The organism is Pseudomonas sp. 34 E 7, from assembly GCF_900005715.1.
In the GTDB taxonomy this organism is placed as follows: domain Bacteria; phylum Pseudomonadota; class Gammaproteobacteria; order Pseudomonadales; family Pseudomonadaceae; genus Aquipseudomonas; species Aquipseudomonas orientalis_A.
This window is the reverse complement of record NZ_CVTX01000073.1, coordinates 1-13715: the sequence shown is the minus strand read 5'-3', so window position 1 is coordinate 13715 and position 13715 is coordinate 1. Positions and strand designations below refer to the sequence as shown.

Here is a 13715-nt window from a genome sequence, read left to right as displayed (position 1 = left end):
TGGATCAGTCCTGCAGGTCGGGCGGTGGTGCGCTGGGGGGCTTGGCGGTCAGCGAGGTGATCTTGATCAGCAGCGCCAGGTGGCCGCCATCCAGGTAATTGAGCTGGTTGTTCTTGGTGCGCACCTCTTTCTGGCTCAAGTGTTCGCTGGCGATCACGCTGCCGTTGGCGTCGAACTGGTTGATCCAGAAGTAGGCATCGATGTCGGTGAAACGTCCCAGTTGCAGGTTCAGTACGCCTTGAATCGGGAATTGGCCGAATTGCTCCTGGCCGTCGGTGATGGCGATCCGCACCGGCTGCTCGCCCAGGTTCTGTTCCCAGGCTTTGTGCGCGAGCACGGTGTAGTTGGAATCGGCGCGCAGCTTGTCGACGATGTTACCCAGGCGCGGCGGGCTCATGCGCTCGCCCAGGCGCGGTGCACCGCCATCCCAGTTTTCCGGGGCGGCGCGGCTGTTGATCACCGGCTCCGCATTCTGGCGCACCAGGATCATTTCCACCTGGTAGGGGCTGTCGGCAAAGGCTGAAGGCGCGAGTACCACCAACAACAGGCTCAGAATGCGGAACACGCGCATGGAGGCGTCCTTCAAGCAGATTTCGGAATGAGGCGCTCAAACAGCGCCTCCAGGGTATTGAAGCGTTCTTCGGCGCGTTCCATCGGCACCATGAACTTGAACAGCGTAGCCCCTTCGAACTTGTAGCGGTTGGGCTGGCCCTGGATCAGCTTGATCAGCACCAACGGGTCCACCGGCGTCTGGGCTTCGAATTCGATACGCCCGCCCTGCGGCCCGGCGTCGACCTTCTTGATGCCCAACTGCTCGGCCTGCAACTTGAGCAGGGTCAGGCGCACCAGGTTCTTGGTCGGCTCCGGCAACAGGCCGAAGCGGTCGATCATTTCCACCTGCAGGTCCTTGAGGCCTTCTTCGTCGGTGGCCGAGGCGATGCGCTTGTACAGGATCAGCCGCGCATGCACATCCGGCAGGTAGTCTTCGGGAATCAGTGCCGGCAGGCGCAGGTTGATTTCCGGGCCACCGCCCAGCGGTTGATCGAGGTTCGGTTGCTCGCCCTTGCGAATGGCTTTCACCGCGCGTTCCAGCATCTCCATGTACAGCGTGAAACCCACCGCCTGGATCTGCCCGCTCTGGCCGTCGCCGAGCAGTTCGCCGGCGCCACGGATTTCCAGGTCGTTGGTGGCCAGCACAAAACCGGCGCCCAGGTCCTGGGTGTTGGCGATGGCTTCCAGGCGTTTTTCCGCATCGCTGGTAATTTGCTGGCGCGGCGGCGTCAACAGGTAGGCATAGGCCTGGTGGTGGCTGCGCCCGACGCGGCCGCGCAGTTGGTGCAACTGGGCCAGGCCGAACTTGTCGGCGCGCTCGATGATGATGGTGTTGGCGCTCGGCACGTCGATACCGGTCTCGATAATGGTCGAGGCGATCAGCACGTTGAAGCGCTTGTGGTAGAAGTCGCTCATCACCTGTTCGAGTTCGCGCTCGCGCATCTGCCCGTGGCCGATGGCGATGCGGGCTTCCGGCACCAGTTCGGCGAGGTCGGCGGCGCACTTCTCGATGGTCTTCACGTCATTGTGCAAGTAATACACCTGGCCACCGCGCAGCAATTCGCGCAGCAACGCTTCCTTGACCGTGCTTTTGTTCTGCTCCATCACGAAGGTGCGCACCGACAGGCGGCGCGCCGGCGGCGTGGCGATGATCGAGAGGTCGCGCATGCCCGACACGGCCATGTTCAGCGTGCGTGGGATAGGCGTTGCCGTGAGCGTAAGAATGTCGACTTCGCTGCGCAAGGCCTTGAGTTGCTCCTTCTGGCGCACACCAAAGCGGTGTTCTTCGTCGATGATCACCAGGCCCAGGTTTTTGATCTTCACATCGTCCGACAGCAGCTTGTGCGTGCCGATCACGATATCGATCTTGCCTTCGGCCAGGTCGGCAATCGCGGCATTGACTTCCTTGGCCGATTTGAAGCGGCTCATCACTTCCACCGTCACCGGCCAGTCGGCAAAGCGGTCGCGGAAGCTGTTGTAGTGCTGCTGGGCGAGCAGGGTGGTCGGCACCAGGATCGCCACCTGCCTGCCGCCATGCACCGCAATAAAGGCGGCGCGCATGGCCACTTCGGTCTTGCCGAAGCCCACATCGCCGCACACCAGGCGGTCCATCGGCTTGGGCGCGAGCATGTCGGCGCGCACGGCTTCGATGGTGGTTTGCTGGTCCGGGGTTTCTTCGAAGGCGAAGCCGGCGCTGAAGGTGGCGTAGTCGGCTTTCGGGTCGGCGAACGCATACCCTTCGCGGGCGGCGCGGCGGGCGTAGATGTCGAGCAATTCGGCGGCCACGTCGCGCACCTGTTCGGCGGCCTTGCGCTTGGCTTTCTGCCAGGTCTCGGAGCCCAGGCGATGCAAGGGCGCCAGCGCGTCGTCGCTGCCGGTGTAGCGCGCGATCAAGTGCAGGCTGGCCACCGGCACGTAGAGCTTGGCGCCTTCGGCGTACTCCATGGTGAGGAATTCGGCGGCCTGGTTGTCGATTTCCAGGGTCTGCAAACCGAGGTAGCGGCCGACGCCGTGGTCGATGTGCACCACCGGCGCGCCTTCGCGCAGCTCGGTGAGGTTCTTGATCACCGCATCGTTATTGGCGTCGGCGCGTTTTTCGCGACGGCGACGCTGCATCACGCGCTGGCCGAACAAAGGGCTTTCGGCGATCAGGGCCAGGGCCGGGTCATCCAGCAGCAGCCCTTCGTCCAGCGGCGCGATGGTGATTGCCAGGCGCTCGTTGCTTTTTACAAAATCCGGCCAGCTGTCGACGGTTTTCGGGCGCAGCTTCAGGCGCTCCAGCAACTCCAGCAGCACTTCGCGACGCCCGGCGGATTCGGCGGTAAACAGCACGCGGCCGGGGAAGTCGCCGAGGAAGTTGGACAGCGCCTCCAGCGGCTGTGTGGCTTTGGCCTGAATCGCCAAATCCGGCAGCGCCGCTGCGGGGAAGCGCTCGCGGCCGCTGCCGGCGTCCACATCCTGCTGGCTGGCGACCACGCGCGGCCAGTTTTTCAGGCGCGCGAAGCAGTCTTCCACCGGCAGGAACAGCTCGGCGGGGGGCAATAAAGGTCGGGATGGGTCGACGCGGCGCTCTTCATAGCGGTTGCGCACGTCGTTCCAGAAATTTTCCGCCGCCTGCTCGATGCCCGGCAGCGAGAACACCTGGGTGTCCTGGGGCAGGTAATCGAAGAGCGTGGAGGTTTCGTCGAAGAACAGCGGCAGGTAGTACTCGATACCGGCCGGCGTAATCCCGCTGCTCAAGTCCTGGAAGATCGGGCAACGGCGGAAGTCCACATCGAAGCGCTCGCGAAAGCGCGCCTTGAAGCGCGTGACCGCGTCTTTTTGCAGGGGAAACTCCCGCGCCGGCAGCAGCTTGATCGACTCGACCTTATCGATGGAACGCTGGTTTTCCGGGTCGAAGGTGCGCAGCGTTTCGATTTCGTCATCGAACAGGTCGATGCGATACGGCAACTTGCTGCCCATCGGGAACAGATCAATCAGTGCACCGCGCACCGCGAATTCACCGTGCTCGTACACCGTGTCGACGCAACGGTAGCCGCTGGCCTCCAGGCGCGTGCGCATCTGCTCCACATCAAGCTTCTGGCCGATGTCCAGCACCAGGCTGCTGCCGAGCAGGAACTTGGTCGGCGCCAGGCGATGCAATGCCGTGGTAATCGGCACCACCAGCACGCCGTGGGCCAGTTCCGGCAGGCGGTACAGGCTGGCGATGCGCTGGGAAATAATGTCCTGGTGCGGCGAGAACAGGTCGTAGGGCAGAGTTTCCCAGTCGGGAAAGTGCAGCACCGGCAAATCGGGGGCGAAGAAGCTCAGCTCCTGCTCCAACCGTTCGGCGCTTTGGCTGTCGGCGGTCAGCAGCAGGGTAAAGCGCTTGGCTGCGCTGGCAGCCTCGGCAATGGCCAGGCTCAGGGCGGCACCGGGCAGGTTGCCCCAGTGCTGTTTACCTGCCGCGGCAGGGAGTAGCGGTAGACGCAGAACGGGCACGGAAGGTTGAGCTCCAAGCGTTGCGACAAAGTCGGTAATTGTAACGGCCAGAGGTGCCGCCTGTCAGTTGCTGACTGTGCCTATTACGGTTTGTTGGAAATGTAGTGGCTAAGACAAACAATCGTGGGTTTTGACTCAATATGTAGTGCCAAAATGCGCGAATGTTTAGGAGGGTTACGGACAAGTCGGCCTGCTCGTCAAATGGGTGGCCTTCTGGAACCCGCGTATTTCCTGGGCTGTAGCGCGGTGGTATTTTTTTGCAAGGGGTTTTTGTTGCCTGTAGCGCATTGCTCAACGGTCAGTCGGGCGACATAATGTAGCCCCTTTTTTCAGCCCCTACATGTGGAAGGTTCCCGTGACTCAGAAGCCCGACCAGTGTCTTGGTGAATGGATCGACCGTGAAGCACTCGCTGAAGCGATGATTCCGCTTATCGGTCAGCTGTACCGCAATAACAATGTGGTGAGCTCGATCTATGGCCGCAGCCTGATCAACCAGTCCGTCATCGCGATTCTCAAGGCGCACCGCTTTGCGCGCCACCGTTCTGCCGACGACAGCGAACTCTCCGTCCACGAAACATTCCCACTGCTCAAGGCCATGAGCGAGCTCAAGCTCGGCGCGGCTTCGGTCGACCTGGGCAAGCTGGCCTACAAATTCCGCAAGGAAGGCGCAGGTCGCACTGCCGAGCAGTTCGTGCGTGAAGAAATGGCCGAGGTGATCGGCCAGCAAAGCGCCGCTGCCCGCAAAGGCACCGACGTGGTGCTCTACGGCTTCGGCCGTATCGGCCGCCTGCTGGCGCGCATCCTCATCGAAAAAACCGGCGGCGGCGACGGCCTGCGCCTGCGGGCCATCGTGGTGCGCAAAGGCGCCGAGAACGACTTGACCAAGCGCGCAAGTTTGTTGCGCCGCGACTCGGTACACGGTCCGTTCAACGGCACCATCGTTATCGACGAAGCAAACAACACCATCACCGCCAACGGTAACCTGATCCAGGTGATCTACGCGAAGAACCCGTCCGAGGTGGATTACACCCAGTACGGCATCAAGGACGCGCTGCTGGTGGACAACACCGGCGTATGGCGTGATGCCGAAGGCCTGGGCCAGCACCTGGCCTGCCCGGGTGTCGACCGCGTTGTCCTGACTGCGCCTGGCAAGGGCAAGCTCAAGAACATCGTGCACGGCATCAACCATGCCGAAATCACCGCTGACGACAAGATCGTGTCCGCCGCTTCCTGCACCACCAACGCCATCGTGCCGGTGCTCAAGGCTGTGAATGACAAGTTCGGCATCGTCAACGGCCACGTCGAAACCGTTCACTCGTACACCAACGACCAGAACCTGATCGATAACTTCCACAAGGGCGACCGCCGTGGCCGCAGCGCCGCGCTGAACATGGTGATCACCGAGACCGGTGCCGCCACCGCTGCCGCCAAGGCCCTGCCTGAGCTGGCCGGCAAGCTGACCGGTAACGCGATCCGTGTACCGACGCCGAACGTGTCGATGGCCATTCTCAACCTGAACCTTGAGAAAGCCGCCACCCGTGAAGAGATGAACGAGTACCTGCGCTACATGGCGCTGCACTCCGATCTGCACAAGCAGATCGACTTCGTCAATTCCCAGGAAGTGGTATCCACCGACTTCGTCGGCTCGCGCCATGCCGGTGTGGTGGACGCCGAGGCGACCATCAGCCAGGACAACCGTGTCGTGCTGTACGTGTGGTACGACAACGAGTTCGGCTACAGCTGCCAGGTGGTTCGCGTGATGGAAGACATGGCTGGGGTCAACCCGCCGGCGTTTCCGCGCTAAGCCTGAGTGTTGAATGAAAAGGCCCCGACTGGTTCGGGGCTTTTTTGTGCCTGGGAGGGCCTCATCGGGGGCAAGCCCCCTCCCACATTGGTATGTGTTCGCAAATCAAACTGTGGGAGGGGGCTTGCCCCCGATGGCGGTGCTACAGCCGACACATCAATCCAGCAACTGGCCGCGCAATTCATCAGACAACCCTTCAGGTGCAAGCCAGATACCCAGGTAAGCCCTCGCCAGCACATCATCGCTACTGCTGAACACCACCTGACCATTAATCTCCAGGTTCAAACCCCGGCCCGGGCGAAAATCCAGGGCATAGCGGTCACCGCTCCGAATATCCCGAAAGCGGGCGTGCAGCCTGGCTATCTCCGGATTCAAGCCGGCACTGGCTTGCTGGCGTTCCAGGGTGGCGCTGGCCGCCTTGATCACATCCGCGCGATCGATGTTGCGAAAGTAATACAGCACCAGGCGCAACGCTTTCTGTTGGTCCCAGGCTTGCTTTGCGGTCAGATCCGCCGGCGCGTACAGCGCCGCCGCATACACATCCGCCCAGAGATAGTTGAGCACCGCCTGGTTTTTCAGCGCCAACCCCTCGACCTGCGCGGGGAAGCCGGCCTGCTTGAGTCGGTCCACATCACTGGCCTGAGCCGTGATCGACATCATCAGCATCAAACCGATAAAGAGTTGTCGCATAATGGCTGATCCTTGAATCGACGCTGATTTGCGCCCTGTTAGTATGGCAACACTGGCCTACGACGCGACCAAGGGTTAATGTGCGCGGCGTTGAGCCTTATATAGACTGTGCCCCGGTTCACACACTTGAGCCAAATTGTCCTTCATGCCCGCTGGCCGCGGCATGATTTAGCCAGGCGTCCAACCGTACGCCTGGCCTGTTCTGAGGAGTACGCATGGCTGTCTACAACTACGACGTGGTGGTACTGGGTTCCGGCCCGGCTGGAGAAGGCGCGGCGATGAACGCTGCAAAGGCAGGGCGCAAGGTGGCGATGGTCGATAGCCGTCGCCAGGTCGGCGGCAACTGCACCCACCTGGGTACCATCCCGTCCAAGGCGTTGCGTCACTCCGTGCGCCAGATCATGCAATTCAACACCAACCCGATGTTCCGGGCCATTGGCGAGCCGCGCTGGTTCTCGTTTCCGGACGTGTTGAAAAGCGCCGAGAAAGTCATCTCCAAGCAAGTCGCGTCGCGCACCGGCTTCTATGCCCGCAACCGCGTCGACCTGTTCTTCGGCACCGGCAGCTTCGCCGACGAGCAAACTGTCGAAGTGGTCTGCGCCAACGGCGTGGTCGAAAAACTGGTGGCCAAGCACATTATCATCGCCACCGGCTCGCGCCCGTATCGCCCGGCGGACATCGATTTCCACCACCCGCGTATCTACGATAGCGACACCATCCTGAGCCTGGGCCACACCCCGCGCAAACTGATCATCTACGGCGCCGGCGTGATCGGCTGCGAATACGCCTCGATCTTCAGCGGCCTGGGTGTACTGGTGGAGCTGGTGGACAACCGTGACCAGTTGCTGAGCTTCCTCGACTCGGAAATTTCCCAGGCGTTGAGCTACCACTTCAGCAACAACAACATCACCGTGCGCCACAACGAAGAGTACGAGCGCGTCGAAGGCCTGGACAACGGGGTGATCCTGCACCTCAAGTCCGGCAAGAAGATCAAGGCCGACGCCTTGCTGTGGTGCAACGGGCGTACCGGCAACACCGACAAGCTGGGCATGGAAAACATCGGGGTCAAGGTCAACAGCCGTGGCCAGATCGAGGTGGACGAGAACTATCGCACCTGCGTGACCAACATCTACGGCGCCGGTGACGTGATCGGCTGGCCAAGCCTGGCCAGCGCCGCCCATGACCAGGGCCGTTCGGCGGCCGGCAGCATTGTCGACAACGGCAGCTGGCGCTACGTGAACGACGTGCCGACCGGCATCTACACGATTCCCGAGATCAGCTCGATCGGCAAGAACGAGCACGAACTGACCAAGGCCAAGGTGCCGTACGAAGTGGGCAAGGCGTTCTTCAAGAGCATGGCGCGTGCGCAGATCGCCGGTGAGCCCCAGGGCATGCTGAAGATCCTGTTCCACCGTGAAACCCTGGAAGTGCTCGGCGTGCACTGCTTCGGCTACCAGGCGTCGGAGATCGTGCACATTGGCCAGGCGATCATGAGTCAGCCGGGTGATCTGAATACGCTCAAGTATTTCGTCAACACCACGTTCAACTACCCGACCATGGCCGAAGCCTATCGGGTAGCGGCCTACGACGGCCTCAACCGGCTTTTTTGAGCGGCTCCGGCCGGTGGCCTGAGCCGGCCGGGGAGACCGATTTCAGTAATTCCCGAGGGTGGCAGTGGCCAAACCGGGAAAGTCTGTAATCAGGCTATCTACGCCGAAGTCGGCGAGCCTGCGCATCAGCGCGGGTTCGTTGACCGTCCACACGGATACATGCAAACCCTGGCGCTGGGCTTTTTCCAGCCGCTCGGGGGTGCACAACGTCCAGTTCAACGCCAGGTACTCACAGCTATAGTTCTGCGCGACCTTCAGTGGGTCGAGCCAGGCGTATTCGGCCACCAGTCCGCGTGACAGGTCGGGGGTCAGTTCAATCGCCGCTTTGAGCACTTCCCGCGAACTTGAGGTGACGGTGACTTTGTCCATCAGGCCAAAGCGCACGGCCATCTCGCGGATCGCCAGCACGGTGGTGGCGGCGCGGGTACGCGAAGCGCTTTTGACTTCCAGCTGCCAGTGATCGAAGTCGCACTTTTCGAACAACTCCTCCAGGCGCGGGATCGGGCAGGGGCTGACCCAGCCCGGGCCGCCTTTGCGCGCATCCATCTTCACCAGGTCGGCTGCCGAGTACTCGACGACTTTGCCGCGTCGGTCGGCCGTGCGCTTGAGGGTAGGGTCGTGGATGACCATCAGTTCGCCGTCCATGGACAGGTGCAGGTCCAGTTCGCAGCGGCGTACGCCGTGCTTGAGGCATTCCTGAAAGCTGGTCAGGGTATTTTCCGGTGCTTCGCCTTTGGCACCGCGATGGCCGTAAATCAGGGTCACAGTTGCTCCTTTGCGCCAGGATGGCTGGCGTCGTGAATACGCATTCAGAGATCGTCGCTTTGTTCTCGCGCCAGGCGGCGTTCCTGGGCCTGTTTCTGCAGGATGTAGCGCGCCAGCAGTTGGCGTTGGGCGTCGGTCATGGATTCGAATTCCGTGCCCACGTCAAAGCCGTCGCCCTTGGGATCGCAATGGGTCACCCGCGCGCGCAGCAACAGGCCGAGCGCCTGGGGCATCAGCACCAGCTTGACCGCCAGGTGCGTGTCGGGCACGAGCGGGGCAGGGTGCTGAAAGTCGATGCCGCCTTCGGACAGGATCACCGGCTGCGGCGCGCCCACCTCATTGAGCAGCCCGCGGGCCATGACCTGGCTGAGCAGGTCCAGGCGCTTGTTCTGCACTTTGAGGAACGCCGCCAGGCTGCGGTCTTTTTCGTTGATCTGGCGCAGCAGGTGCTGGGCTTCGAACTCGCTGAGGTGCAATTCACTGAGCAGATTGAACAGCGGCGAATCATCCAGCAACACTTCCTTGCTCGCCGCGTCGGGCGCCGACAGGCTTTTGATTTGGAGTGCGATCATGTCGTCGATACGGTAGTATTCGCGGCGCTCTTCTTCATCTAATGTCGACATGGCGAACCCCAGGTAACGGTAATGGTCTGAGTGTAAAGCTGCTGATCAGACCCCGCCACCGGGACGTCTTCTTTTCCTCCGAACAAGCCCCGACATGTTCAGACCTCTCTTCGTATTTATCGGCACGCGTTATACCCGTGCAAAGCGTCGCAATCATTTTGTGTCGTTCATTTCCCTGACCTCGATGATCGGTCTCGCCCTGGGCGTGGTCGTGATGATCGTGGTGCTGTCGGTGATGAACGGCTTCGATCATGAGATGCGCACCCGCGTGCTGGGCATGGTGCCCCACGCGACCATCGAGGGCGATGCGCCCATCAGCGACTGGCAAAGCCTGGCCGCCAAGGTCAAGCAGAACCCCAAGGTGCTGGCCGTTGCGCCGTTTACCCAGATGCAGGGGTTGCTGACCAATGACGGCAAGGTGCAGAAGATCCTGCTCAATGCCGTCGAGCCGGCCCAGGAGCGCAACGTCTCGATCATCGACAAGTTCATGCTGCAGGGCAAACTCGATGACCTGGCGCCCGGCAGCTTCGGCATCATCATCGGCGACAAGGCCGCGGCCAAGCTCGGCGTAAGCGTGGGCGACAAGCTGACCTTCGTCGCGCCGGAGGTCACCGTGACCCCGGCCGGCATGTTTCCGCGCATGAAGCGGTTTACCGTGGTCGGCACCTTTCATGTGGGCGCCGGCGAGATCGACGGTTACCTCGGGTTGACCAACCTCACTGACCTGGCCCGCCTGCACCGCTGGCAGCCGGACCAGGTGCAGGGCCTGCGCCTGAAGTTCAACGACCTGTTCGACGCGCCGCGCGGTGCCTGGGAAATCGCCCAGCACCTGGGTGAATCCCAGTACTACGCCCGCGACTGGACCCGCACCCACGGCAACCTGTACCAGGCCATCCGCATGGAAAAAGCCATGATCGGCCTGCTGCTGTTGCTGATCGTCGCCGTGGCCGCCTTTAACATTATCTCCACGCTGGTGATGGTGGTGAACGACAAGAAGGGCGACATCGCCATTCTGCGTACCCTGGGCGCCACGCCGGGGCAGATCATGGCGATCTTCATGGTGCAGGGCACGGTGATCGGCGTGGTCGGCACCTTGATCGGTACTGCCGTCGGCATTCTCGCCGCGTTGAATGTCAGCGCCGCCATCGCCCTGCTTGAAAAAGTGCTCGGTCACAAATTCCTCAACGCCGACGTCTACTTCATCGACTACTTGCCGTCCCAGGTTCAGGCCCAGGACGTGTTGATGGTGGGCGGTGCCGCGTTGGCCCTGAGTTTCCTTGCCACCCTGTATCCAGCCTGGCGCGCGGCACGTACCCAGCCAGCACAGGCATTACGTTATGAGTGAATCGGGCATGAGTGAAAAAGCAATCCTGAGCTGCCGCAACCTGGGCAAATCCTACGAGGAAGGCCCGGAATCGGTGGTCGTGCTGTCGAACCTGCAACTTGAACTGCACCCGGGCGAGCGCGTGGCGATCGTCGGCAGTTCCGGTTCCGGCAAAAGCACTTTGCTGAACCTGTTGGGCGGCCTCGACACGCCGTCCCAGGGCAGCGTGTGGCTGGCCGGTGAAGAACTCTCGGCCCTCGGTGAAAAGGCCCGTGGCCAGTTGCGCAACCGCTCGTTGGGTTTTGTGTACCAGTTTCACCACCTGCTGCCGGAATTCACCGCCCTGGAAAACGTGTGCATGCCGCTGCTGATCGGCAAGACCGCGATCCCCGAGGCGCGCCGGCGTGCCACCGCCTTACTGGAGCGCGTCGGCCTCGGCCATCGCCTGGAGCACAAGCCGGCCGAGCTGTCCGGTGGTGAGCGCCAGCGTGTGGCCATCGCCCGTGCGCTGGTGAACAACCCAGGCCTGGTGATGCTCGACGAGCCCACCGGCAACCTCGACTCCCACACCGCCCAGGGCATCAAGGACTTGATGCTGGAGCTGAGCACCCAGATGCGCACCGCGTTCCTGGTGGTGACCCATGACATGAGCATGGCCCGTCAGATGGACCGCGTACTGCATTTGCAGGAAGGTCATCTGGTCGCTATCTGAGTGGCTGCAAGCCCGGTTTTTCGAGGCCGGGCTTTTTTATTTTTTCAGGCGGTGCACGCGAATGTTCAGACCGTTATCGATTTTCATCGGCACGCGCTATACCCGCGCCAAACGCCGCAACCGTTTTGTCTCGTTTATCTCGATGACCTCGATGATCGGCCTCGCCTTGGGCGTATTGGCGATGATCGTGGTGCTCTCGGTGATGAATGGCTTCCAGCGCGAAATGAGCTCGCGCATCCTTGGCATGGTGCCCCACGCCACCATCGTCGGCGTAAAGCCGATTGATGACTGGCAGCCGGTGGCCGCTGCCGCGATGAAGAACCCGCAAGTGACGGCGGCGGTACCCTTCACTCAGATGGACGGCATGTTCTCCTACAAGGGCGCCATGCAGCCGATTGAGATCAGCGGCGTCGACCCGGCCCAGGAAGGCAAGGTGTCGATCGTGGCCAAGCACATCGTGCGCGGCAAACTGGAGGACCTGAAGCCCGGTGAGTTCGGTGTGGTGATCGGCGACATCACCGCACGCCGCTTCCGCCTCAACGTGGGCGACAAACTGACCTTGATCGTGCCGGAAATCAGCACTGCGCCGGGCGGTATTACCCCGCGCATGCAGCGTTTGAACGTGGTGGGTATCTTCAAGGTGGGCGCCGAGCTGGACGGTTCCATGGCCTTGATCAACATGGCCGATGCGGCCGAAATACAGCATTGGCAACCCAACCAGGTACAGAGCGTGCGCCTGGCGGTGACCGACCTGTACGCGGCGCCGAAGGTTTCGGCGGATATCGCCGCCAGCCTCGGCGCGGCGTATAAGGCCGACGACTGGACCCACACCCAGGGCAGCCTGTTCAGTGCGATGAAGATGGAAAAGACCATGATCGGCCTGTTGCTGCTGATGATTGTCGCGGTGGCCGCCTTCAACATCATCGCCACCCTGATCATGGTGGTGAACGACAAGGGCGCGGACATTGCGATCCTGCGCACCATCGGCGCCACGCCTCGGCAGATTATGGCGATCTTCATGGTGCAGGGCACGGTGATCGGCGTGGTCGGCACCCTGATCGGCGGCGTGCTGGGGGTGATTGCGGCGCTGAACGTGAGCGAACTGGTGGGCTGGCTGGAGCGGGTGAGCGGGCAGCATATCTTCAGTTCGGATGTGTATTTTGTCAGCAACTTGCCTTCCGAACTGCAAGGTGGCGATGTGTTGCTGATTTGCTCGGCGGGGTTTGTGCTGAGCTTCCTGGCGACGATTTACCCGGCGTATCGGGCCGCGAAGATCGAGCCGGCGCATGCGCTCAGGTATTCCTGAACCGATCGTTCCCTCGCTCTGCGTGGGAACGCATCCCGTGACGCTCTGCGTCACAACAGCGGACGCAGAGCGTCCAATGAGGCATTCCCACGCAGAGCGTGGGAACGATCATAGGTGAGGCAACTCAATCACAAACCGCGTCCACCCCGCCTCAGACTCACAATAAATCCTCCCCCCATGCGCCCGCACAATTGACTGGGTAATCGCCAGCCCCAGCCCCGCATGCTCGCTGCTGCCCTCGCGCCGCGCCGGATCGGCCCGGTAGAAGCGATCGAACAGTTTGGGTAACACATCTTTCGAAATACCTTCCCCGGTGTTTTCCACCGTCAGCTTCACGCCGCGCTCATCGTCTGCCAGGCGCACCCGCACCTCGCCGCCCGCCGGGGTAAACCTGAGTGCGTTCTCCAACAGATTGGACAGGGCCCGGCGCAACATGCCGCGATCACCGGGCGTGTGGGCATGGCCGTCGCACACCAGCGAAACCTGCGCGTCTTCGGCCAGCAGCGCAAAAAACTCCAGCAACGCCTCGACTTCATCAGCCAGTGCCAAAGGCTCGCGCTTGGGGTTCAGCAAACCGTGGTCGGCTTTGGCCAGGTACAGCATGTCGTTGACCAATTGCGCCATCCACTGCAATTCCTCCAGATTGCTGTGCAGCGCTTCGCGGTAATCCTCCAGTGGGCGCGGCTGGATGAGGATGACTTGGGTCTGGGTCAGCAGGTTCGACAGCGGTGTGCGCAGTTCGTGGGCGATATCGGCGGAGAAGGCCGAGAGGCGCTGGAACGCGTCGTCCAGGCGGCTCAGCATGGCATTGAAGGTCTGCGCCAACTCCGCCAGTTCGGCCGGCATCTG

Annotated in this window: 11 protein-coding genes; 5 read left to right on the top strand and 6 right to left on the bottom strand. The window is 61.9% G+C overall.

Going from position 1 to position 13715, the window contains the following annotated elements; translation table 11 throughout:
* Window positions 1–4: 4 nt before the first annotated feature.
* Both BFP96_RS03460 and mfd read right to left on the bottom strand, forming a co-directional pair.
* Window positions 5–571 (bottom strand): CsiV family protein, encoded by a 567-nt coding sequence (locus BFP96_RS03460; protein WP_065893534.1) that lies wholly within the window; start codon window positions 569–571, stop codon window positions 5–7.
* Window positions 572–582: 11 nt separating this feature from the next.
* Window positions 583–4032 (bottom strand): transcription-repair coupling factor, encoded by a 3450-nt coding sequence (mfd, locus tag BFP96_RS03455; protein WP_065893535.1) that lies wholly within the window; start codon window positions 4030–4032, stop codon window positions 583–585.
* A gap of 340 nt (window positions 4033–4372) precedes the next feature.
* Between mfd and BFP96_RS03450 the strand changes: the two genes are divergently transcribed.
* Window positions 4373–5836: a glyceraldehyde-3-phosphate dehydrogenase gene (locus BFP96_RS03450; protein WP_065893536.1), complete on the top strand. Its 1464-nt coding sequence runs from the start codon at window positions 4373–4375 to the stop codon at window positions 5834–5836.
* A 156-nt stretch (window positions 5837–5992) separates the two neighbouring features.
* Here BFP96_RS03450 and BFP96_RS03445 read toward each other — a convergent pair whose 3' ends face one another.
* The gene (locus tag BFP96_RS03445) at window positions 5993–6526 is read right to left on the bottom strand and encodes a chalcone isomerase family protein (RefSeq protein WP_065935586.1); all 534 of its coding nucleotides are present in this window, start codon (window positions 6524–6526) and stop codon (window positions 5993–5995) included.
* 215 nt (window positions 6527–6741) lie between these two features.
* Between BFP96_RS03445 and sthA the strand changes: the two genes are divergently transcribed.
* On the top strand, window positions 6742–8136 hold the full coding sequence (gene sthA, locus BFP96_RS03440) for a Si-specific NAD(P)(+) transhydrogenase (RefSeq protein WP_065935585.1): 1395 nt from the start codon (window positions 6742–6744) through the stop codon (window positions 8134–8136).
* A 42-nt stretch (window positions 8137–8178) separates the two neighbouring features.
* Here the strand turns inward: sthA and BFP96_RS03435 are convergent, their stop codons facing one another.
* Together BFP96_RS03435 and BFP96_RS03430 are read right to left on the bottom strand one after the other, a co-directional pair.
* The gene (locus BFP96_RS03435) at window positions 8179–8901 is read right to left on the bottom strand and encodes a glycerophosphodiester phosphodiesterase (RefSeq protein WP_065893538.1); all 723 of its coding nucleotides are present in this window, start codon (window positions 8899–8901) and stop codon (window positions 8179–8181) included.
* Between the two features lie 44 nt (window positions 8902–8945).
* Window positions 8946–9524, bottom strand: a complete 579-nt coding sequence (locus BFP96_RS03430) for a PilZ domain-containing protein (RefSeq protein ID WP_065935584.1) — start codon at window positions 9522–9524, stop codon at window positions 8946–8948.
* Window positions 9525–9618: 94 nt separating this feature from the next.
* Here BFP96_RS03430 and BFP96_RS03425 point away from each other — a divergent pair, with 94 nt between their 5' ends.
* From BFP96_RS03425 to BFP96_RS03415, 3 genes are all read left to right on the top strand, one after another.
* Window positions 9619–10869: a lipoprotein-releasing ABC transporter permease subunit gene (locus tag BFP96_RS03425; protein ID WP_065935583.1), complete on the top strand. Its 1251-nt coding sequence runs from the start codon at window positions 9619–9621 to the stop codon at window positions 10867–10869.
* Window positions 10870–10876: 7 nt separating this feature from the next.
* Window positions 10877–11560: a lipoprotein-releasing ABC transporter ATP-binding protein LolD gene (gene lolD, locus BFP96_RS03420; RefSeq protein ID WP_170875974.1), complete on the top strand. Its 684-nt coding sequence runs from the start codon at window positions 10877–10879 to the stop codon at window positions 11558–11560.
* Window positions 11561–11621: 61 nt separating this feature from the next.
* Entirely contained in the window at window positions 11622–12866 is a 1245-nt protein-coding gene (locus BFP96_RS03415) for a lipoprotein-releasing ABC transporter permease subunit (RefSeq protein WP_065935582.1), read from the top strand.
* Between the two features lie 108 nt (window positions 12867–12974).
* Here BFP96_RS03415 and BFP96_RS03410 read toward each other — a convergent pair.
* Window positions 12975–13715: heavy metal sensor histidine kinase (locus BFP96_RS03410; RefSeq protein WP_139113331.1), on the bottom strand; the 741-nt coding region annotated here is incomplete at its 5' end.

Coding starts and splice junctions, on each gene's coding strand:
- BFP96_RS03460 (WP_065893534.1), bottom strand. CDS start 571: ATGCGCGTGTTCCGCATTCTGAGCCTGTTGTTGGTGGTACTCGCGCCT.
- lolD (WP_170875974.1), top strand. CDS start 10,877: ATGAGTGAAAAAGCAATCCTGAGCTGCCGCAACCTGGGCAAATCCTAC.
- BFP96_RS03430 (WP_065935584.1), bottom strand. CDS start 9,524: ATGTCGACATTAGATGAAGAAGAGCGCCGCGAATACTACCGTATCGAC.
- BFP96_RS03415 (WP_065935582.1), top strand. CDS start 11,622: ATGTTCAGACCGTTATCGATTTTCATCGGCACGCGCTATACCCGCGCC.
- BFP96_RS03445 (WP_065935586.1), bottom strand. CDS start 6,526: ATGCGACAACTCTTTATCGGTTTGATGCTGATGATGTCGATCACGGCT.
- BFP96_RS03450 (WP_065893536.1), top strand. CDS start 4,373: ATGTGGAAGGTTCCCGTGACTCAGAAGCCCGACCAGTGTCTTGGTGAA.
- BFP96_RS03425 (WP_065935583.1), top strand. CDS start 9,619: ATGTTCAGACCTCTCTTCGTATTTATCGGCACGCGTTATACCCGTGCA.
- sthA (WP_065935585.1), top strand. CDS start 6,742: ATGGCTGTCTACAACTACGACGTGGTGGTACTGGGTTCCGGCCCGGCT.